Source organism: Negativicoccus succinicivorans, from assembly GCF_018372215.1.
Taxonomy (GTDB): Bacteria; Bacillota; Negativicutes; order Veillonellales; family Negativicoccaceae; genus Negativicoccus.
In genome coordinates this window covers 58051-79863 of sequence record NZ_JAHAJN010000006.1, presented here as the reverse complement: position 1 = coordinate 79863, position 21813 = coordinate 58051, and the positions used below count along the sequence as shown (strand labels likewise).

Annotated in this window: 22 protein-coding genes; all 22 read left to right on the top strand. The window is 52.2% G+C overall.

Annotation, left to right across the window (positions count from 1 at the left end):
- Positions 1-13: 13 nt before the first annotated feature.
- Positions 14-2875, top strand: coding sequence for an excinuclease ABC subunit UvrA (uvrA, locus tag KIB08_RS04605; RefSeq protein WP_303990190.1), 2862 nt, complete (start codon positions 14-16; stop codon positions 2873-2875).
- On the top strand, positions 2859-4721 hold the full coding sequence (gene uvrC / locus KIB08_RS04600; protein WP_273260309.1) for an excinuclease ABC subunit UvrC: 1863 nt from the start codon (positions 2859-2861) through the stop codon (positions 4719-4721). Before uvrA ends, uvrC begins: the two co-directional genes overlap by 17 nt.
- A gap of 377 nt (positions 4722-5098) precedes the next feature.
- Positions 5099-6001: a substrate-binding domain-containing protein gene (locus KIB08_RS04595; RefSeq protein ID WP_273260307.1), complete on the top strand. Its 903-nt coding sequence runs from the start codon at positions 5099-5101 to the stop codon at positions 5999-6001.
- Between the two features lie 30 nt (positions 6002-6031).
- Positions 6032-6895, top strand: coding sequence for a phosphate ABC transporter permease subunit PstC (pstC, locus tag KIB08_RS04590; protein WP_273260305.1), 864 nt, complete (start codon positions 6032-6034; stop codon positions 6893-6895).
- Positions 6892-7728, top strand: a complete 837-nt coding sequence (gene pstA, locus KIB08_RS04585) for a phosphate ABC transporter permease PstA (protein ID WP_273260303.1) — start codon at positions 6892-6894, stop codon at positions 7726-7728. Before pstC ends, pstA begins: the two co-directional genes overlap by 4 nt.
- A 1-nt stretch (position 7729) precedes the next feature.
- Positions 7730-8485, top strand: a complete 756-nt coding sequence (gene pstB, locus KIB08_RS04580) for a phosphate ABC transporter ATP-binding protein PstB (protein ID WP_034436728.1) — start codon at positions 7730-7732, stop codon at positions 8483-8485.
- A gap of 43 nt (positions 8486-8528) precedes the next feature.
- Positions 8529-9170 carry a phosphate signaling complex PhoU family protein gene (locus KIB08_RS04575; RefSeq protein WP_303990183.1) on the top strand — a complete coding sequence of 214 codons (642 nt, stop codon included), beginning with the start codon at positions 8529-8531 and terminating at the stop codon, positions 9168-9170.
- 6 nt (positions 9171-9176) lie between these two features.
- Entirely contained in the window at positions 9177-9860 is a 684-nt protein-coding gene (locus tag KIB08_RS04570) for a response regulator transcription factor (protein WP_075938554.1), read from the top strand.
- Positions 9857-11641 (top strand): sensor histidine kinase, encoded by a 1785-nt coding sequence (locus KIB08_RS04565; RefSeq protein ID WP_303990179.1) that lies wholly within the window; start codon positions 9857-9859, stop codon positions 11639-11641. The genes KIB08_RS04570 and KIB08_RS04565 overlap by 4 nt, the downstream gene beginning before the upstream one ends.
- A gap of 155 nt (positions 11642-11796) precedes the next feature.
- The gene (locus tag KIB08_RS04560; RefSeq protein ID WP_303990176.1) at positions 11797-13047 is read left to right on the top strand and encodes a pyridoxal phosphate-dependent aminotransferase; all 1251 of its coding nucleotides are present in this window, start codon (positions 11797-11799) and stop codon (positions 13045-13047) included.
- A 121-nt stretch (positions 13048-13168) separates the two neighbouring features.
- The gene (gene lpxC, locus KIB08_RS04555; RefSeq protein ID WP_303990173.1) at positions 13169-14017 is read left to right on the top strand and encodes a UDP-3-O-acyl-N-acetylglucosamine deacetylase; all 849 of its coding nucleotides are present in this window, start codon (positions 13169-13171) and stop codon (positions 14015-14017) included.
- The gene (gene fabZ / locus KIB08_RS04550) at positions 14014-14472 is read left to right on the top strand and encodes a 3-hydroxyacyl-ACP dehydratase FabZ (RefSeq protein WP_273260291.1); all 459 of its coding nucleotides are present in this window, start codon (positions 14014-14016) and stop codon (positions 14470-14472) included. The genes lpxC and fabZ overlap by 4 nt, the downstream gene beginning before the upstream one ends.
- Positions 14473-14642: 170 nt before the next feature.
- Complete coding sequence (lpxA, locus tag KIB08_RS04545; protein WP_024047904.1) at positions 14643-15455, top strand: acyl-ACP--UDP-N-acetylglucosamine O-acyltransferase; 813 nt, start codon at positions 14643-14645, stop codon at positions 15453-15455.
- A gap of 248 nt (positions 15456-15703) precedes the next feature.
- Complete coding sequence (locus tag KIB08_RS04540) at positions 15704-15886, top strand: hypothetical protein (RefSeq protein ID WP_024047905.1); 183 nt, start codon at positions 15704-15706, stop codon at positions 15884-15886.
- A 34-nt stretch (positions 15887-15920) separates the two neighbouring features.
- Entirely contained in the window at positions 15921-16163 is a 243-nt protein-coding gene (locus KIB08_RS04535) for a hypothetical protein (RefSeq protein WP_024047906.1), read from the top strand.
- 184 nt (positions 16164-16347) lie between these two features.
- Complete coding sequence (locus KIB08_RS04530; protein ID WP_303990166.1) at positions 16348-16566, top strand: hypothetical protein; 219 nt, start codon at positions 16348-16350, stop codon at positions 16564-16566.
- 39 nt (positions 16567-16605) lie between these two features.
- Positions 16606-17175: a hypothetical protein gene (locus KIB08_RS04525; protein WP_303990164.1), complete on the top strand. Its 570-nt coding sequence runs from the start codon at positions 16606-16608 to the stop codon at positions 17173-17175.
- On the top strand, positions 17138-17335 hold the full coding sequence (locus KIB08_RS04520; RefSeq protein WP_303990161.1) for a hypothetical protein: 198 nt from the start codon (positions 17138-17140) through the stop codon (positions 17333-17335). The genes KIB08_RS04525 and KIB08_RS04520 overlap by 38 nt, the downstream gene beginning before the upstream one ends.
- A gap of 85 nt (positions 17336-17420) precedes the next feature.
- Positions 17421-17813 carry a hypothetical protein gene (locus tag KIB08_RS04515; protein ID WP_303990158.1) on the top strand — a complete coding sequence of 131 codons (393 nt, stop codon included), beginning with the start codon at positions 17421-17423 and terminating at the stop codon, positions 17811-17813.
- Between the two features lie 316 nt (positions 17814-18129).
- Positions 18130-18954, top strand: a complete 825-nt coding sequence (locus KIB08_RS04510; protein ID WP_303990155.1) for an LpxI family protein — start codon at positions 18130-18132, stop codon at positions 18952-18954.
- Positions 18951-20090 (top strand): lipid-A-disaccharide synthase, encoded by a 1140-nt coding sequence (gene lpxB / locus KIB08_RS04505; RefSeq protein WP_303990153.1) that lies wholly within the window; start codon positions 18951-18953, stop codon positions 20088-20090. Before KIB08_RS04510 ends, lpxB begins: the two co-directional genes overlap by 4 nt.
- Positions 20083-21813: a lipid A export permease/ATP-binding protein MsbA gene (gene msbA / locus KIB08_RS04500; RefSeq protein ID WP_303990151.1), complete on the top strand. Its 1731-nt coding sequence runs from the start codon at positions 20083-20085 to the stop codon at positions 21811-21813. Before lpxB ends, msbA begins: the two co-directional genes overlap by 8 nt.

Sequence of the window (21813 nt, the reverse complement as noted above, 5' to 3'; positions counted from 1 at the left end):
ATAAAGGAGTGCTATGAAAGAAGAAATGATCATTCGCGGGGCGCGTCAGCATAATTTGCAAAATATTGATTTGCGTCTGCCGCGGGATAAATTTATTGTTTTTACGGGACTTTCCGGCAGCGGCAAGTCCTCTCTCGCGTTTGACACCATTTACGCGGAAGGACAGCGCCGTTATGTAGAGTCTTTGTCCGCGTACGCGCGGCAGTTCCTCGGGCAGATGGATAAGCCGGACGTCGATTATATCGCGGGCCTTTCGCCGGCCATTTCGATCGATCAGAAAACGACCAGCCGCAACCCGCGTTCGACGGTCGGCACTGTGACCGAGATTTACGACTACCTGCGTCTTTTGTACGCGCGGGTAGGGCGGCCGTTTTGCCCGCATTGCGGCAAGCCGATCACGCAACAGACCGTCGAACAGATTACGGATGCCATTTTAGCTTTACCGGAGGGCACGCGTTTTCTCTTACTGGCGCCGGTCGTTCGGGCGCAAAAAGGCACGCATAAAAAGACGCTGGAGCGCTTGCGCAAAGAAGGTTATGCGCGCGTACGCGTCGACGGCGAAGTGCGGAATCTCGATGAAGAGATCGATTTGGAGAAAAATCGCAAACATGTCATCGAGGTGGTGGTCGATCGACTGATCGCGCGCGAAGGCTTGGCGCAGCGTTTAGCCGGTTCGCTCGAAACGGCGCTCAGTTTAGGGGAAGGCGTCGTGTATGCGCAGGTGGTGGACGGACCGCAATACGTATTCAGTCAGCATTTCGCCTGTCCGGATTGCGGGATTTCCCTACCGGAACCGGAACCGCGGCTGTTTTCCTTTAATAATCCGCTGGGAGCGTGTCCCGTTTGCACGGGTCTGGGCGCGAGCCTGGAGCCGGATTTCAGTCTGATCGTACCGGATCCCGATTTGTCGTTCAAAGACGGCGCGGTGCAAGCGCTTTCCACGAACCGTAACTCATGGTTCATGGTGCAGCTCGTGCCGTTCCTGAAATCGTACGGTCTGACGTTGGATAATTCTTACAGTGATTTACCGGCGGAAGGCAAGCGCTATTTGCGCGACGGCACGTCTAAAAAATTCCGTTTCCGCTATGAAAATATGCGCGGCGAAGTCAAGAGTTATGATCGAGCGTTTGAAGGTGTCGTTCCCATGGTGAAACGCCGCCATCGAGACGCCTTCTCGGACAGTCAGCGACAGGAAATGGAACGCTACATGACGGAGGTTCCCTGTACGGAATGCCAGGGCGCGCGCCTCAAACCGGAAGTGTTGGCGTTCAAGGTCGGCGGCTTGAATATTCATGAGCTGACCTGCCTTTCGATTGCGGAAATTCGCGATTTTTTGAACGAACTCGAATTGACGGAAAAAGAAATGGTCATTGCCCGCCAAATTGTGAAAGAACTCAATGCGCGCATCGGGTTCCTTTATGATGTGGGCTTGGGCTATTTGACGCTGGCCCGCTCATCGGGCACGCTGTCCGGCGGGGAGGCGCAGCGGATTCGTCTGGCGACGCAGATCGGCTCGGGTCTCGTCGGTGTGCTTTACATTTTGGACGAACCTTCGATCGGTTTGCACCAGCGCGATAATGATCGTCTGCTTGCAACCTTGAAAGGACTGCGCGATTTGGGCAACAGCCTGATCGTCGTCGAGCATGATGAAGATACCATTCGCGCGGCGGACCATATCGTCGATATCGGTCCGGGAGCCGGTGAGTACGGCGGTCAAATTGTCGCGCAGGGGGATTTAAAAACCATTTTGCAAACGCCGCAATCGCTGACCGGACAATACCTCGCGGGCAAGCGCTACATTCCCGTACCGGCGCAACGCCGCAAAGGCAACGGCAAAAAACTCGTGGTCCGCGGCGCGAGTGAACACAACTTGCAGAATATTGATGTGACGTTCCCCTTGGGCTGCCTGACGGTCGTGACCGGGGTATCCGGTTCGGGTAAAAGTACGCTGGTCAACGAGATCCTTTACAAAGGATTGGCCAACGGTCTGTACCGCAAATACCACCGTACCGGCACGTATAAAAGCATTACCGGCGCGAAAAATATCGACAAAATTATCGATATCAACCAGCAGCCGATCGGACGTACGCCGCGTTCCAATCCGGTGACGTATACCGGTGTTTTCACGCCGATTCGTGAATTGTACAGCCAAACGCCGGAAGCGAAGTTGCGCGGCTATAAGCCGGGGCGTTTCAGCTTCAATATGAGCGGAGGTCGGTGCGAGGCCTGCAAGGGCGACGGCATCATTAAAATTGAAATGCATTTCCTGCCCGACGTGTACGTGCCCTGCGAAGTCTGCCACGGCGCGCGCTATAATCGCGAAACGCTGGAAGTGAAATACAAGGGTAAAAATATTTCCGATGTGCTCAATATGACAGTGGATGAAGCGGTCGAATTTTTCGCCAATCATCCGGCCATTGTCCGAAAATTGCAAACGATTCAGGACGTCGGACTCGGGTACATTCGTCTCGGTCAGCCGGCGACCACGCTTTCCGGCGGGGAAGCGCAACGCGTCAAATTGGCGACGGAACTGGCGAAACGCAGCACCGGCAAGACGCTCTACCTTCTGGATGAACCGACCACCGGATTGCATGTGGCGGATATTCATAAACTGATGGATGTCTTGCAGAGAATTGTGGATGAAGGCGATACCGTGGTGATCATCGAGCACAATTTAGATGTGATTAAATGCGCCGATCATATTATCGACTTGGGGCCGGAAGGCGGCTCTGGCGGCGGTACGATCGTGGCGACCGGCACGCCGGAAGAAGTGGCGGCCGTGCCGGCATCCTACACGGGGCATTATTTGGCGCCATTGTTGGAACGAGCGCGAAAACTCGGTCAGGTGGAGGATCGTCATGCGGCAAGTGAATGAGCGGATTCAAACCAAGCTCGACGCCTTGCCGACCACACCCGGGGTCTACCAGTGGAAAGATCGGTTCGGTAAAGTCATCTACGTCGGCAAAGCGGTGAATTTACGCAGCCGCGTGCGTTCCTACGTGCGGGAAGAAAGCAAGAACAGCCCCAAAGTGAATGCCATGATGAACCACGCCGAAGATGTCGATTTTATTTTGACCAAAACGGAACTGGAAGCGCTCATTCTCGAATGCAATTTAATTAAACGCTTGCATCCGAAATACAATATTCTGCTGCGGGATGATAAAACATATCCGTACATCAAAATCACGTTGCAGGAAGCCTATCCGCGCGTCTTTATGACGCGGCGACTGGTGCGTGACGGCGCACGCTACTTGGGACCCTTTACCGACGTCGGTTCGGTGGCGCGGACATTGAAAACCTTGCGGCAGATTTACCCCTTGCGGACTTGTCGGTCGATGAAAGTGCGACGACCCTGTCTGCAATACCATTTGAAACGCTGCCAGGCGCCCTGCATGGGCCGGGTGGAACAAGCCGCGTACCATCAAATGGCGCAGGAAGTCTGCGATATTTTTGAAGGTAAAAACCGGCAGTGGCTGCACCGCTGGGAAAACAGCATGAAAGAGGCGGCCGCGGCGATGCGTTATGAGGAAGCGGCCCGCTACCGGGACCGTATCGTCGCGTTGAAAAGCGTGCAGGAGCGGCAAAACATCGTGGCCGCCGCCGGCAACTTGGATATGATCGGCGTCGCTCGTACGGCGGATAAAGTAGGCGTCGTCATTTTACTTGTCCGCGCCGGCAAAGTGATCGGCAAAGAAAACTATATGGTCAGCGGCTCCTACGGTGAAAGTGATGCGGAAGTATTGGCCGGATTTATCAAAAATTATTACACCGGCAGCGCGGACCGCGTGCCGAAAGAAGTGGCCGTGCCGTTTTTGCCGGCCGATGCCGAACTGCTCGGTGAATGGTTGACGGCGGAGCGGGGTTCGCAGGTGAAAATCGCCGTGCCGCAACGAGGCTTCCGTCGCGGTCTGAAAGATATGGCGCAGGACAATGCCGCGAAGTATCTGGCGGATAAAGAATTGCAATGGCAGCACACGGTGGATAAACAAAGCGGCGCCGTGCGCGATCTCGCGGAAATTTTGGATTTGCCCAATTTACCCGAGCGCATTGAGTGTTTTGATATCAGTCATATCCAGGGCGCGGAGACCGTCGCCTCCATGAGTGTTTTGATCGACGGCAAACCGACCGGCAGCGAATACCGCAAATTCAAATTGAAAACCGTGCAGGGCAAGCCGGATGATTTCGCCTCCATGCGTGAAATTATGGCGCGCCGTTACGGAAATCATCCCGATTGGCCGTTGCCGGATCTGATCGTCATCGATGGCGGTAAAGGACAGTTGCATGCGGCGTTGCCCGTTATTCGCGAGTGCGGCGTTCAAACACCGGTTATCGCTCTGGCGGAACGGATCGAAGAGATTTTTACCGAGTACAGCAACGAACCGATTGTGTTGGATCATCGCTTACCGGCGCTGCAGTTATTGCAGACAGTGCGTGATGAAGCCCATCGATTCGCGATTACGTACCACCGTAAACTGCGCAGCAAGCGGAATTTCCAATCTATATTGGATCATATCGACGGCATCGGTCCGAAACGTCGTCAGGCGCTATGGCAGGCGTTTCCGAATTTGGACGCGATGCGCTCGGCCGACGTCGAAGCATTGGCGGCCGTGCCCGGCATGAATCGGAAAGCCGCCGAAGCTGTGCACACGTTTCTGCGGGCGGAGAAACACGAAAAGCAGCAGCAATTGCAGACGAAAGAAGACAAGCAAAAATGGGTATAAAAAAGAGCGGTGAGCACCGCTCTTTTTTTGTACCGCTTTTACAACATGATGTTTGCAAAACGTATTCGGATAAAATCGGGAGATTCCGATCGCTGTCGGAAGCCGCGTTGGAAAATATAAAAACACGATATAATGATACGCCTGTAAAAGTGTAAAAATATTAAAATGATTTATCGTAATGTTTTGAAGATGCGCAGACATTGTAAATAAAGGACTTCTTAAGAGGCGATAGAAAATTTGTCCGATTTATTTTCAATGCAGCTTACAAAAACTTTGTTTTTACAATTTATTTACAAATGCTGTGTAGTCTTTTGACAGTCTTTCGCTATTATGCAGTTATACCAATTCGTATCGATTCCAAAGGAGGAACGAAAAAGATGAAACAAGGCAAACGTTTGGGTTTAGCAGCAGCCGGTGTAGTAATGGCATTAGCGATCGCGGGTTGCGGTGGCGGTTCCGGATCCAGCTCCGGCGGTGACAAAGCGGCTTTTGATTTGGCCAAAGATATTCACGTTATTTCCCGTGAAGACGGTTCCGGTACGCGTGGCGCGTTCATAGAATTGTTGGGCATTGAAGTCAAAGAAAACGGTAAGAAAGTGGACCGCACTTTGAGCTCCGCGCAGATTACGAACAGTACCAACGTCATGATGACCAGCGTAGCGAACGACGCGTATGCGCTCGGCTACATTTCCCTCGGTTCGTTGAACGATACCGTAAAAGCGTTGAAAGTTGACGGCGTGGAAGCGACCCCGGCGAATGTTATGAACGGTCAGTACAAATTGGCTCGTCCGTTCAACGTCGTCATCAACAAAGAAAAAGGTCTGACGCCGCAAGCGCAAGACTTCCTGAAATTTATCCACAGTAAAGAAGGCCAGAAGATCGTTACTGACAACGGCTACATCGCGGTGGATCAAGCTCCGGCGGCGTACACTCCGGCGAACCAGTCCGGCAAAATCGTATGCGCGGGTTCGTCTTCGGTAACTCCGGTCATGGAAAAATTGGCGGAAGCCTATCAGAAAGCCAACCCGAACCTGAAAGTCGAAGTGCAGCAGAGCGACTCGACGACCGGTGTGCAATCGGCGATCAGCGGCACGGCCGACCTCGGTATGGCATCGCGTGAATTGAAAGACAGCGAAAAAGATAAAGTAGACGGTAACGTTATTGCCAAAGACGGTTTGGCAGTTGTGGTCAACAAAGCGAACAGCGTAGAAAACATCAAAGCGGATTCCGTTCGTGACGTTTATATTGGCAAAATTACGAAATGGCAGGATGCGAAATAACATCTGCCGGTAAGAAGCGGGAGTGAGCGGATGAATTCGCAGACAAGTGAAAAGTTGATGAGTTGGACGGTGCATGTGATGGCGGCAATGTCCATCATATGCGTCTTCCTCATCGGGCTCTTTATCTTTGCCAAAGGAATCCCGCCGATGTTTACCATCGGTCTGCAGGATTTCCTTTTGGGAGCAAGTTGGCGCCCGACGGACGTACCGCCCGCATACGGGATTTTCCCGATGATCATCGGCAGTATGCTGGTCACTCTCGGTGCGATTTTGATGGGCGGACCGGTTGCCTTGGCGGCAGCCGTCTGCCTTTCTTTTTTTGCACCGGAAAAGTGGCGGCGTGTCCTACGTTCGTTAGTTTTATTATTGGCCGGTATCCCTTCGATCGTCTACGGTTTCTTCGGGATGGTTGTCATGGTACCGATGGTTCGTGGGTATTTAGGCGGCAACGGCAACAGCGTGTTTACGGCGGCGTTATTGCTTGCCATCATGATTTTGCCGACGATTATTTCTGTCAGCGAGTCGGCGCTTTCCACGGTACCGGATCGTTACTACGAAGGCGGCCGCGCTTTGGGATTGACCCACGAACGTACCGTGGTCGGGATCATGGTGCCGGCGGCTTCCGGCGGTATCTTGGCGTCGTTTGTCTTGGGTATCGGCCGCGCGGTCGGTGAAACGATGGCCGTTATCATGGTCGCGGGCAACCAGGCGGTGATTCCGTCGTCACTTTGGGACGGGACGCGTACTTTGACGGCCAATGTCGTTTTGGAAATGGGTTACGCGGCAGACCTGCACAGGGAAGCGTTGATTGCGACCGGCGCCATTTTGTTTATTATGATTTTGTTATTGAATACGCTGTTCCTGTTTTTACGTGAAAGGCTGGTTAAATCATGAGCCAACGTCGTGGGGAAACGCGCGGCGTCTATGAATGGATCGTACAGGCAGCCGTTTGGCTGGGCATTACGCTCACGATGGGTGTCTTGGTGTACTTGCTGGTACACATCCTTTGGAACGGTATTCCGTTCGTGACCGCCGAACTGTTTGCTTATAAATACAATACCTCTAACGTTTCACTCTTTCCGGCATTGATCACGACGATTTACCTGACCGTCGGCACATTGCTTTTGGCGATACCGTTGGGCGTAGGCACCGCCGTGTATATGACGGAATACGCGCAACGCGACTCGTGGTTGGTAAAATGGGTTCGGATGGCCAGCGAAACGCTCGCCGGTATTCCTTCCATCGTGTACGGTTTGTTCGGTTTTTTGTTTTTCGTTATTTTCTTGCAGCTGGGATACTCTTTGATTTCCGGTATTTTAACAATGACGATCCTCGTGCTTCCCTTTGTCATTAAGACAACGGAAGAAGCTCTTTTGACCGTGCCGACCGGTTTGCGCGAAGGCAGCTACGGCTTGGGCGTAGGTAAACGGGATACCATTTTGAAAATTATTTTGCCGGTAGCCGGCCGCGGGATTGTAGCAGGCGTTATCTTGGCGATCGGCCGCATCGTCGGTGAAACGGTCGCGTTGATGTATACGATCGGCACCGTTCCGGAAATCCCGGGCAACCTGATGCAGTCCGGCCGAACGATGGCGATTCACATGTACGCGCTTTCCAGCGAAGGTATTCACACGGATAAAGCGTACGCCACCGGCGTTATCTTGATTGTAGTCGTAGTTTTGATGAACGAGATCTCCTCGCTTGTCATGAATAAATGGAGAAAATAAGATGTCCGACTTGGCTTTTAAAGTGAACAACTTAAACCTCTATTATGGGGAAAAACAAGCGCTCTTTGATGTCAATATGGAGATTGAAGAACGCTCGATCACCGCGTTGATCGGACCGTCGGGGTGCGGCAAGTCGACATTCTTGCGCGTGCTTAACCGGATGAATGATTTGATTGAAGGCTGTCGGATCACCGGCGAAGTATTGTATCGCGGACAAAATGTATTTGATGTACATGATGTCAATCAACTGCGCAGGCAGATCGGGATGGTATTCCAAAAGCCGAACCCGTTCCCGATGAGCATTTATGATAACATCACGTTTGCGCTGAAATCGATGGGGATCAAAAAGAAATCGATTTTGGATGAAACGGTGGAACGCAGTTTGAAACAGGCTTCCATTTGGGACGAAGTCAGTGACCGTCTGCATGAAAGCGCGCTCGCTCTTTCCGGCGGGCAACAGCAACGTATTTGCATCGCTCGTGCAATTGCGGTCGATCCCGAAGTCATTCTCATGGATGAACCGACGTCCGCGCTCGATCCGATTTCCACATTGAAAATCGAAAACCTGATTGAAGAATTGAAACAGCAATACACCATCGTTCTGGTTACGCACAATATGCAACAGGCGGCGCGTTGCTCAGACTCGACGGCGTTTTTCCTGTTGGGTGAAGTCATTGAAAAAGATGCGACGGATGTCATCTTTACGAACCCCAAGGAACAGCGCACGGAAGATTATGTAACCGGACGTTTCGGTTGAACGGAAAAACGTTCGACTTGGTATAATAAAAGCGAGGTATATTGTGGTCAGAATCCGATTAGAACGCGAACTCAACGAGTTGCGTAACGACATCATTACGGTCGGCAGCTGGACGGATGATGTGTTGCAAATGGCATCGACGATTTTTCAAGACGGAGACAGCGTTCCGTACAAGGAAGTCGATGAGGCCGTGCGTCGCATCGTTTCCGCCAAACGTAAGCTGGAGGAAAACTGTTTGCGTCTTTTGGCAAGTGAACAGCCGTTGGCGTCTGATTTCCGACTGGTGTCGGCTATCTTCAAAATGGCGTCTCATGTAAAACGTATCGGGGAACTCGCCGGCGCGCTGGTAGAGCTTGCCGACGAAAGCGAAATGCGCTCGGACCCGGCATGGGATATTCTGGAAGATATGCTTGCCGAAGGACGCGACATGTTGCACAGCGCGTTGCGCTCGCTGGTCCGCTTTGATAAGGACTTGGCGCAGAGCACGATCGATCGTGATGATACTGTCGACCAGCTGTTTCGTCAGTTGCGCGAAGAAATTATTCGAGAATTACGGGAAGGCGATTCGCCGGACCCCTTGCTACCCGATGCATTGCTGATGGGAAAATTCTTGGAGAAGATCGGCGACCACGCCGCGTCCTCCGCGGAATGGGTTTTATTTGCCATCGGCGATCGGCGGGAGTGAAAATCTATGGCCTTAATTTATTGTGTAGAAGACGATGAAAATATTCGCGACCTCATGGTGTACGCGCTGGAGAGTCAGCAGTACGAAGTCGGTAAATTCGAATCGGGCGAAGAATTGTTTGCGGCGCTGGAAGAAAAAGTACCGGATCTGATATTGCTCGATATTATGTTGCCCGGTGATGACGGCTTAACCATTTTACGCAAATTACGGAGCCATGCGGCTTACGACGGCGTCATGGTGATTTTAGTGACGGCCAAAAGCGCGGAATATGATGTCATCACCGGTCTCGATATCGGCGCGGACGATTACATTCGCAAGCCGTTCGGGATTATGGAAATGATTTCCCGCGTGCGCGCCGTATTACGACGCCAGGGCTACCGCGCATTCGCGGGAGATGTGTATGAATGCGGACCGATTCGCTTGGATCGTAAACGCTACCGCGTGCAGGTGGACGGCGAAGATGTGACGCTCACGGCCAAAGAATTTGACTTACTCGCGTATCTGCTGCTGAATAAAGAGATCGTTCTTTCCCGCGAACAGATCATGGAACACGTTTGGGAGATTACGCATTTCATTGAAAGCCGCACGGTCGACATGCACATTATGAGTCTGCGCCAAAAACTTGGCGATGCGGGAAGCATGATTCAAACGGTGCGCGGCGTCGGCTACAAACTGGGTGAAGAACGATGAAAAAAAGCATCTATTCCGCATTGGTGAGCATCAGTATCGTAGCGGTGCTGTTGACTTTACTGGCAAGCATGTGGTTCTACTATTCCGGCGTCCGTAAAGAAGCGGAAACGCATCTCCAACAGATGACGACCGTACTGGCGGACGGCATGCGGAATCAACCGGTACCGGTCGACTGGCTGGCGGCATCGGTGGCCGGTATCGACGACATGACGCGCGTGACTTGGATTGATGCGTCCGGTAAAGTTCGTTTTGAATCGGCTTACAACGCGGACCAAATGGAAAATCATCTGGAGCGCGAAGAAGTCAAGGCCGCCTTGGCCCATGGCGAAGGCGCGAGCCGCCGGGAATCCGGTACGTTGGCGCGGGAAACTTCGTACTATGCGCTGCGTTTGCAAGATGGTTCGATCTTGCGTACGGCGGTGGATCGCGGCAGTTTATTCGAGATTATGCAACGCGCGTTGCCGGGCGTTTTGGGCGTACTGGCGGTCATCCTGATCGCTTGTTTCTTCCTGGCCGGTTACTTGACGCGGCATCTTTTGAAGCCGTTGCGCCAGGCGGGGGATGCGGTAGAGGCGATGATCTCAGGCCAACCGGTGCCCTACATGCTCGGCGTGCCGGAACTGGATCCCATCTTGGCGAGAACACGTGCGCAGCAGGAAAACATCTCGCATTACATTGATGAAATTAATGACGAACGCAACCGTACCCGTCGCATGATGGACACGCTTACGGAAGGCGTCATTTTGCTGGATCGCGGTCAATCGATCTTGGACTACAATGATGTCACCGCCAAGATTTTCCAATTGAACGGCGATGTGCACGGCCAAAGCGCGGCCGCGCTGGATCAGAGCTCAGCGTGGCTGACCTGCATTCAGGACGCCATGAAAACCGGTGAATCGTCCACCGAACTTACTTTGGGCGAGCGGGTTTATCGCGTGCGCGCCCGCCGTACGGAAAGCAGTAATAATGACTTTACCGTATTGCTGGTCGTTCGCGATGTGACGGAAACCGCCTTGGCGGAACAACGCCGCCGCGAATTTTCGGCGAATGTTTCGCATGAATTGAATACGCCGCTCACTTCGATCCGCGGCTACGCCGAACTGCTTTTGAACGGCATGTATCATAATGCCGACGAAGTGAAGAACTTCGCGCGGCGGATGATTCAGGAATCGAATCGCCTGCTGGGACTCATTCAAAACATCATGCGTCTGTCGCGTATTGAAGAGGCGAATGAACCGTATCAATGGCAAAATGTGTCGCTTCATTACATTGCCGAGCAGGTGACCGAGCTTTTGGAAATGCAGTCCGAGAAAAAGAACATTCGGATGCGGGTTCACGGCGATCAGGGTTACGTCTTCGGCGATGCTCGTCTGCTTTTTGAACTCGTTTTGAATTTGGCGGATAACGCGGTCAAATACAATCGCGAAGGCGGCAGCGTGGATGTGACCATCCGGGACGGTGAAGACGACGTTACGTTGACGGTGAAAGATACCGGCCTCGGCATCCCCATTGAACAGCAGAATTATATTTTCGAACGTTTTTATCGCGTGGAACAAAGTCGTTCGAAAGAGACCGGCGGTTCCGGCCTGGGCTTGGCGATTGTTAAACATATCGTTACCTTGCACCATGGCGAATTGGCCTTGGCGAGTCAGCCGAAGGAAGGCACCGCGATTACGGTAACCTTACCGAAAACGCAACCTGACGCGGCGGAAACCGGAAAAACGCAACGCGCTGACGATATGACGAACGACGGCGCCGTTTCCCACGTCGTAACGAAATAAAAAAACAGCCGCCTTACTAGGACGGCTGTTTTTTTGCGCCGAAATGTATCGCCTGAAAGCAAGCGCGCAGGACCCGTTTTACTCCACTCAAAATACATCGCATGCGGACAAGTGTGCTATAATAATAGGCAATTTGAAGGAAGTGAGGGATAGTCATGACGATAAGTGTAGCAGCACCGCAAGCCTATGGGAAAAAGGCGAATGATGTGATTTTCGGCGCCAATGATGCGGCGGTCAAAGCAGCGCAGAAATACGGTAAAGAAAAAGTAACCAACGCGACCATCGGCGCGATTTTGGATGAGAACGAAAATCTGGTATGCCTGCCGACGGTAGAGAAAGTCTATCGTGGTCTTTCGATGCGTGATGTGATTCAATACGCGCCGATCGCGGGTCTGCCGGACTTCCTTACCGAAGTGCAGAACCGTTGCTTCGGCACGTACCGACCCGCGGCGGAGATCGCGGCGGTGGCCACGGCCGGCGGTACCGGCGGCATTCACAACACCATTCATAATTACACCGAATGGGGCGATGAAGTGTTGACCAGCGACTGGTACTGGGGCGCGTACAGCGTGCTTTGCAATGACAACAGTCGCAAACTTCGCACCTTCCGCCTGTTTACCGATGATCTGCAATGGAACCAGGACGATTTCGCGCAGCATGTGGAAGCGATCGCGGAGCATCAGGATCAGGTGCTCGTGATTTTAAACACGCCGGCGCATAATCCGACCGGTTACAGCCTTTCCGACGAAGACTGGAAGCAGGCGTTGGGAACGCTGAAAGAAGTCGCGGCGCGTCCGGAGAAACATGTGATCCTCCTCGTCGATGTGTCGTACCTGGATTTCGCGGGCGATGAAGAAACGTCGCGGAGCTTTTTCCGTCACTTCGAAAATTTGCCGGAGAATTTGCTCGTGGTCGTTTGCTACAGCATGTCCAAAGGATTTACCATGTACGGACAACGTATCGGCGCGATGATCGGCATCACGTCTTCGCCGCAAATCGCGCAGGAATTTAAAGACATCAACCAATATACCGGTCGGGCGACCTGGTCGAATATTAATCGGGCCGGCATGCAAACATTGGTTACGATCAGTCAAGATGCGAAACTTTTGCAACAGTTCCAAGCGGAACAGGCGGAATATTTCGCGCTTATCCGTGATCGCGCCGCGCTCTTCATGCAGGAAGCGGCCGAAGTGGAACTGCCGGTTTTACCGTATCGCGCCGGCTTTTTCCTGAGCGTGCCGAGCCGTGATTCGAAAGCGGTTTGCGCGCTGATGAACCGGGATAATATTTTCCCCGTGCCGTTGAAGGCCGGTGTGCGTTTGGCGGTGTGCGCGGTCACCAAAGCCAAGATGCCGGGCATTGCGACCAAACTCAAAGCGGCCTGGGAACAAGTCGAACACGCGTAAAAAGTTCCGCTTCGGCGGAACTTTTTCTTTGCCCTGAAACTTGTTTCCAAAGTTGTTTTTCGTTATACTTAATAAATAGACTAATTTGTCAATGATTAAATTTGCAACGCAAGGAGTCCGGATGAGTTTACAACAAACAATCGCCAAAAAAGTGACCTACTCGGGGATCGGTTTACACTCCGGGCAACCGGTGCGGCTTTCGTTTGTCCCCGCGCCGGTGGATAGCGGGATTCGGTTTCGCCGCACGGACATCTCGGAAAACGATACGGTCCCTGCGCAGATTCGTTATGTGACGAATACGATGCGGGCGACGACACTTGAAAACGGAGCGGTCATGGTGACGACCGTCGAGCATGTCCTGAGCGCGATTCGGGCGCTGGAGATCGATAATATCATCGTGGAACTGGACTCGGTAGAACCGCCGGTCGGTGACGGCAGCGCGGCGGTATTCGTGGGCCTGTTGGATGAAGCGGGTATTGTGACGCAGGACGCGGAACGCCGCTACTTACCCGTGACAAAAAGTGTCGGCGTGTACGATACGCCGAATGACAGATTTATTGTCGCGTTGCCGTATGACGGTTTTCGCGTTACTTTCCTGGCCGAAAAAGAAGATCATCCGTTACTGCGGCTGCAGGCGATGGATATTGAAATCACGACGGAAAATTACCGTAACAGCATTATGCGCGCGCGCACGATCGGTTTTACGGAAGAGCTGGAGCAACTGCGCAAGATGGGACTGGGGCGCGGCGGGACGCTGGAAAACGCCGTCGTGTATTCGCCGACGGAAGTGCTTTCCGAATTGCGGTACCCGGACGAAGTAGTGCGCCATAAGATTCTCGATGTGATCGGTGATCTGGCCTTGGCGGGACCGCTAAAAGCGCATATTATTGCGCGCAAGTCCGGTCATCAACTGAATACGGAGCTGGCTCGCCGTTTGGTCGAGTCGGTCGCAAAGGAGGATCCGGTATGAAACTTGAAGTTACTGAAATTATGGAAATTTTGCCGCATCGTTACCCCATGTTGCTGGTGGATCGTATGTTAGAATTGGAACCGATGAAACGCGCCGTCGGCATCAAAAATGTGACCATGAACGATCCGTATTTTCAAGGACATTTTCCCGGAAATCCGATTATGCCGGGCGTGCTTTTATGTGAAGCCATGGCGCAAGTCGCCGGCGTAGCTTTGTTATATCCGGAAGAGCATCGCGGCATGACGCCGATGTTCACCGGGATGGATAAAGTTCGCTTTCGTTTGTCGGTGCGGCCGGGAGATACGTTTCGCAGCGAAATCGAAATATTGAAAATCAAAGGAAATGTAGGAAAAATCGCCTGCCGCGGATATGTGGGCGACGAGCTGGCGGTGCAAGGCGAATTCATGTTTTATCTTTCACCCAAGAAAGACAATCAAGCCGATCAAAAAGCATGAATTGAGTCAAAAAAGTGAGCAATTTATTGAATTCCCATTCTAGACATCGCTAATGGCACGAGAAAGCGTAAAATGGCAGTTATATATTTGTCCGGAATACGGATTATAAAATAAACGATGAAACTGAATTGATTCATACAGTTTACATAGCAAATAGCGGGAGAGATAGTATGGGATTACAACTTGTAGAAAAGCATGAACCGAATATTCACGAAACGGCGGTAGTTGATCCGAGCGCGGTTCTGCACAGTAACGTAGAAATCGGACCGTACGCCGTGATCGGCGCGGATACGGTAATCGGAGAAGGCACGCGTATTGATGCGCATGTCGTTATTCATCCGTACACCACGATCGGCAAATATTGCCACATTTACCCCGGCGCCTCGATCGGCAGCGATCCGCAGGATTTGAAATTCGAAGGGGAACGCAGCACGACCTCCATCGGCGATTATACGGACATTCGCGAATTCGTGACCGTCAGCCGCGCGACCGGTGAAGGACAGGAAACGCACGTCGGTTCGCATTGCCTTTTGCAGGCGTATACGCATGTCGCGCATAACTGCAATGTGGGTAACCATGTAGTGATCAGCAGCTTCGCAGGTCTGGCGGGCCATGTAGTCGTTGAAGACCGTGCCGTCATCGGCGGTATGGCCGGTGTTCATCAGTTTGTGAAAATCGGTCGTAACTGCATGATCGGCGCTATGACCAAAGTAGTTCAGGATGTGCCGCCGTTCGTGATCGCGGACGGTAATCCGGCGCGCGTTGTCGGACTGAACAGTGTCGGCATGGCGCGCAGCGGTATTTCCGCCGACGTCAAACGCGACTTGAAACGCGCGTACCGACTTTTATACCGTTCCAATCTGCGCCTTTCGGAAGCGATTTCTGAAATGGAACACGAATTGGATGCGTCGGAAGAAGTGGAACACATGTTACGCTTCCTGCGTAATTGCGAGCGCGGTATTTGCCGTGTGCGCCGCGAATAGAAAAAGTAACGCCCGCGACCGCGGGCGTTTTTTATTTGTCAGCTAAACCATGGCGAAGGATAGAGAGCGATCCTGCGCTGCTGCCACACAATAATGCGGATTTACTCATGACGGGGCGCGTGTGGCATGTACTCAAAAAGGAAAAAGCGTAACCGTGCCGAATATGAAGCATGAGGAATAGAAGAAAAGTTGCGCGGTAGGACAGGTCAAGATGGTTAAAAATGGAAGTAGTAAGGGGAGTGAGGTAAATGAAGAAAGAAGTTGAAGAGGCGATAAAATTATATGATGAGACTTTTGAAGATACATTCCCTACCATTCCATTACTAAGGGGTATGCCAGATGATGAAGTAATAGAAATGATAAACAAATGTGTTGCAGAGGGTAAAGACGTGTACGAGATGGGTTATTTGTCGTTAGACGTTTATTATTAAAGGATTCAAGGTTTTTTTATAAAGGGGTGATACCGTGGTGGTGCGTGTAGTTAGTAATGCGTGGCAAGAAAGCATTGAGCAAATGATACAAGCACGAAAGGATTATCTTGAGAAGTTTGGTGCGGGGGCGTTGGATTATGTGATATTGGGAGAGCCGATCCCTGAGAAATTAACAGACTTGAGCGAAGCGACGAAGAAACTGCGAGATGCTATTAGGACGGGCGTTCCACTTGATAACACGCCGCCGAATCCGGATATGCCGGAAATTATATACTAAAAGCCGCAAAAGCGAAATGCCGAGGTGGTTTTTGTTGCGCGGAAGGAGGGCGCGCATGAAGTTATTCCGGCGAACGATTCCCGACACGGCGCTAAAATGGATTGATTTTGAAGCCGACGGAGAGATGATAAAGAGTTTTCAGAGCTGATCGATAAGTGTGTAGCAAAAAGAGGAGTAGATTCGCATGATTAGCGCGGGGGCGGCAACGGTTATTGCAAAACAAGAAGCTTGCGGGCAGGAGTTGAGAGCGGCTCGTGAGTTTGGGCCATATTATGTGTTTGATTATGTGGAAGAGCTGGATATTCCGGCGATTTACATTAACAAAATAACGGGAGAATCGGTTTGTTTAACACCGGAAAAAATATGTAAAATAATTGCTGAGTTGGAAAGGCGCGCCAACTAACCGCTAAAGCGAAATGCTGAGGCGGTTTTTTGTTGCCCAATGTTATTTGTCAATCAAGACGCGAAACGCGTCTTTTTTGTTTGCCTTTTTAGCATTGTAGGCGTAAAAGAACAAGACGCAAAGCCGGGCATAACGATGCCGCCATTTCATTGTCATTGCAGGTCAACGACCGTACCGTACATTGAGGGCTTGCTCGATGACGGCGGCAGAGTGGCGCGAGATCCGGAGACGGGGAAAACGGTAGAAATACCGGATATGACTTATGAGGAGTGGTATAATAAGTATGTAGTTATTACGGGTGACTATCAAAAACTGATTGGGATTGTTGCCGATAATCATGTGGAAATAAAGAGCATAACTAAACATGCGACTGACAGGGCAATAGAACGAAAGATTTTATATACAGACGCAAAAGATGCGATAATTAATCCGGTGCATATTTATGATGTGACCATTGATAAACAGGGAAGAAAATCTCAAAAATTTTTAGGACAGCGCGCAACAACCGTGATTAACCCTGATACAGGGGCACTATTGTCTGTTTACAAAACAAGTATGAGAAGGTTAAAAAATGGAAAAAGAACTAAATTTATACGTTCATTTTACTGAAAATGAAATAAAATTTCTAAATGGGCAAGGCGTTATCATACATCAAGGCGAACCGATAAATATTGATACAGCAGAGAAAATTGTAGATGAGCTTTGCGCCGCCGATTGTGGTGTGGCGGGGGATATAATTACCAAAATAACAACTAATGAAAATTGGTAAAAGTTATACATGTTTATCTCTGATGTATTAAAAGCCGCTAAAGCGAAATGCTGAGGCGGTTTTTTGTTGCACGAAAGGAGGTAACATGCAACGAATTGTAAAAACGGTGCCCGTCGAGCGTGGGAAACTGTACGCAACCGGCGGCGGTGAGCGTTACCTGCTGGCCGACTGTCGGGCAGAGATTGAACTGTGTGAGGAATTAATCGACGTGCCGATGTTGGGCAGAGGACGAGCGGTGAAACGTCTACCGTTTACCGTGCTGATCACGTTTGACCATGACGCGAAAAAAGAGCCGGACTGGCCGCGGATTGAGGCGATCGGGTTGCAGGGAGAGATCCTGTGCCGTGACGGCTGCTATTTAGCGGTTGACTTGCCCCGGTGCGAATTATTGAGCGATATTGACCTATCCGCGGGGAGTGAATGCAAGTTCGCCGTGCCGTGTACACCTGAATTATTGAGGCTGATCCGGCAAGCGTAAGAAACGACAGATAAACGAAAAAACCGTTTATCTTAATTACATCAAAAAAGACGCGAAACGCGTCTTTTTTGTTTGCCTTTTTAGCATTGTAGGCGTAAAAGAACAAGACCGGAAGCGGCGGGAGAGAAAAAACTGATTGTTCAACATTGAGCGACGTATGGAACGGGTAAGGCGCATATGGACCGTACGTCACGGGAAACTGCCTGCGCGGATGAAAGTTTTCTGAAGATTCGCGACGGATAGCCCGTATTGTCGCAATAATCACATCTTGCAGGGCCAAATGTGATAAAATAAACTAAGTTAAAAGGGGGAGTTTATGGCGACAGTCGGTTTGTTGGCGGGGATCGGCAAATTGCCGGTGACGTTTTTGCGCGAGGCGAAGCGCTTGGGGGAACGTGTCGTGACGATTGCCGTCGTCGATGCGGTGGAACCGGAGTTGGCGCAAGAGTCGGATCAGTTTTATCAGATTAAAATCACGAAACTGGGTTCGATACTGAAAACGCTGCAGCGGGAAGGCGTGACTGAGGCGACGATGCTCGGCAAAGTCACCAAAGAAATTTTATATGGCAATTTAGGCATCCCGGATTGGCGCGCGCTGCAATTTTTGCGGCGGGTAAGGGATCGTAAAGATGATACGATTATGCTGGCATTGGTTGATGAATTGGCGGACATCGGCGTCACCGTTTTGGATCAGACGCGCTACCTCACGCCGTTGATGCCGCCGCCGCAAGTGTTCACTAAACGGCAGCCGACCGCGGCGGAGTGGGATGATATCCGCTTCGGATTCGCGTTGGCCAAACAGATCGGGGCGCTCGATATCGGTCAGACGGTTGTCGTCGCGCGCCAAGCCGCGATGGCGATTGAGGCGATCGAAGGCACGGATGCCTGCATTATAAGAGGTTGCGCATTGGCGCGTCAGGGCGCGGTGGTCGTTAAAACGGCGAAACCGCAACAGGACGTGCGTTTTGACGTGCCCGCGATCGGTTTGACGACCTTGCATTCGCTTCTGGAACATAAGGGCGCGGTGCTTGCGATTGAGGCGCAGCGCACTTTATTTGTGGAACAGGAAGAAGTCATCGCGCTCGCCGATCAAAAAGGCGTGGCGATCTGCGCGGTTTCCGCGGAGTCGTTGTCCCGATGAAAGTGTTTTTTTCGGCCGGTGAGGCCTCCGGAGATTGGCATGCGGCCGCCGTCGCTCGCGCGCTCAAAGAGCGCGTTCCTCAGCTTGAAATGCAGGGGATGGGCGGCGCGGAAATGCGCGCCGCCGGCGTGACGGTCGTGCATGATATTGAGGACCTGGGAGTCATCGGGATTGCGGAAATTATTCGTAAATTACCGTTTTTCTTCCGGTTGCGTTCGGAACTGGTGGAAGCCATTCGCCGCCAGCAACCGGATGTGGTCGTCTGCGTGGATTATCCGGGCTTTAATATGAAGCTCGCGCAAGCCGTCAAAAAAGAGCTCGGTATTCCGGTGGTCTACTATATCGCTCCGACGATTTGGGCTTGGCATCGGTCGCGGGGCAAAGCGATTGCGCGGGATACGGCGGCGGTGGCTTCCATTTTCCCGATGGATGTGCCGCTGTATCGGGCAGACGGCGCTCGCGTGGAATTTGTGGGGCATCCGCTGGTGGATTTGGTGCGGCCGGAATGGTCACAGGATGAAACCCGCGCCCATTTTCAAATGGATCCCGCTAAAAAGCAACTGTTGCTGTTGCCGGGGAGTCGCCGGCAGGAGGTGCGAAGTCTGCTGCCGACCATGCTGGCCGCCGCGGAGCTTTTGGCGAAAGAATTTCCGCTTCAATGTTGGTTGCCGCGCGCGAGCACGATTTCCGAGGCGGAGCTTGCGCCGCTTTTGGCCGAGACCGAATTGGATATGCAAATGACGACGTCGCATCTGCATGATTTGATGACGGTATGCGATGCCGCATTGGCCGCCTCCGGAACAGTGACCCTGGAAACCGCGCTGCTCGGGTTGCCGACCGTGCTTTGCTATAAAGTGGCACCGCTTACGTACTGGCTCGGTCGTCGGGTCTTGCAAACCCCGCATATCGGTTTGCCGAATATTGTGGCCGGGCGGGAAGTGATCCCGGAATTTTTGCAGCAGGATGTCACGGCCGAAAACTTGGCGCACGCGGTGGCGTCATGGTGGCGGGATGAGGAAGCGTCTCGTCGCCTGCGGGACGATTTAGCCATGGTGCGGGAGAAATTGGGCGCGCCCGGCGCGGTCGGGCGGGTGGCTGATCTTATCATACGAATCGCTGAGGAAAATAATGACTGATTACGCACGTTTATTACATTACGTAGTGCCGTACTGGCGGCGCGGGGTAGCGGCCATCATCGCCATGATTTTGGGAGCGCTTACCACGCTTGCCGTGCCGTGGATCATTCGCAACATCATTGACGACGTACTGGCCGCGAAAAACCTGGTGGCATTGAATTGGATCGCGCTCGGCATCTTGGCGCTCTTTTTCCTGCGCGGCGTGTTTTCCTATATACAGGGCTACCTGATGAGTTACATCGCGAACCGCGTGATCATTGATATCCGCAATGAAGTGTACGCGCGGGTGCAACGTTTATCGCTGCGCTTCTTTGATACGCGCAAAACCGGCAGTCTGATGAGCCGCCTGACGAATGATATCGGCGCGCTGCAGACCGCGATTGTCGATAATTTCGTCAACATTGTCAAGGAAAGCGTTATCCTGATCGGCTCGCTGGTCGGTATGGTGATTTTACATTGGCGGCTGACGTTGCTTTGCATCATTATTGTTCCGTTGGTCAGCATCACCATCAAATATTTCGGTCGAAAACTGAAAAAAAGCGGCCATATGATGCAGGAACGCATCGCCGATGTGACTTCGCATTTACAGGAAACGATCGGCGGTATTCGCGTCGTTAAATCGTTTTTCCGTGAAGATTATGAAATCGCCCGTTTCCGTCAGATCAATCAGGCGAGTTTCGGCGCGGCGATGAAGGCGGCGCGGCAGTCGAGCCAGCTTTCTCCGATCGTCGAATTTATCGCGGCGATTGCCGTCACCGCGATTATTTGGTACGGCGGTTGGAGCGTCATCGACGGGGAATTGACCGCCGGTGAACTGATCGCGTTTTTGATTTACGCCATTAATTTAGCCAATCCGGTACGGCGTTTAAGCGCGCTTTACGGCGATATTCAGCGTTCGATGGCGGCCGGTGAGCGCGTGTTCGCGTTGCTGGACGAAACGCCGGACATTCGCGAAAAAGCCGACGCGATCGCGTTGCCCGTTTTGCGCGGTGATGTTGTTTTTGACGCGGTTCATTTCCGGTATGAACCTTCCAAAGAAGTGCTGTCGGGTATCAGCTTCCATGCCGAGCCGGGCCAAAAAATCGCGTTGGTCGGGCCGAGCGGATCGGGGAAATCGACGATTGCCAACTTGATTCCGCGTTTTTACGATGTAACGGACGGCGCGATCAGGATTGACGGACATGATGTTCGGGACGTGACGTTGGCGTCATTGCGCGAACAGATCGGCATCGTGCCGCAGGATACCGCTCTTTTCAACACGACGATTGAAGAAAATATACGCTACGGTCGCTTAGACGCGACCGACGAAGAAGTGGCGGCGGCGGTACGCGCCGCCAATGCGGAAGAATTTGTGCGCCAGCTGCCGCAGGGTTTGCAAACGCCGATCGGCGATCGGGGTCTCGTGCTTTCCGGTGGTCAGCGGCAACGCATAGCGATCGCGCGGGCGCTTTTGAAAGATCCGCGGATCCTTATTTTAGATGAAGCCACGTCCGCTTTGGATACGGAAAGCGAACAGCTGGTGCAGGCGGCGCTGGAACGTCTGATGATCGGCCGCACCGCGTTTATTATCGCGCACCGGCTGACGACGATTCAGGAGGCCGATCACATTTTAGTGATTGATCGCGGCCGCATTGTGGAAAGCGGCACGCATCAATCCTTACTGGCGCTGCACGGTATGTACTACAACCTTTACACGTTACGCTTACAGGGAGACGAGAAATAG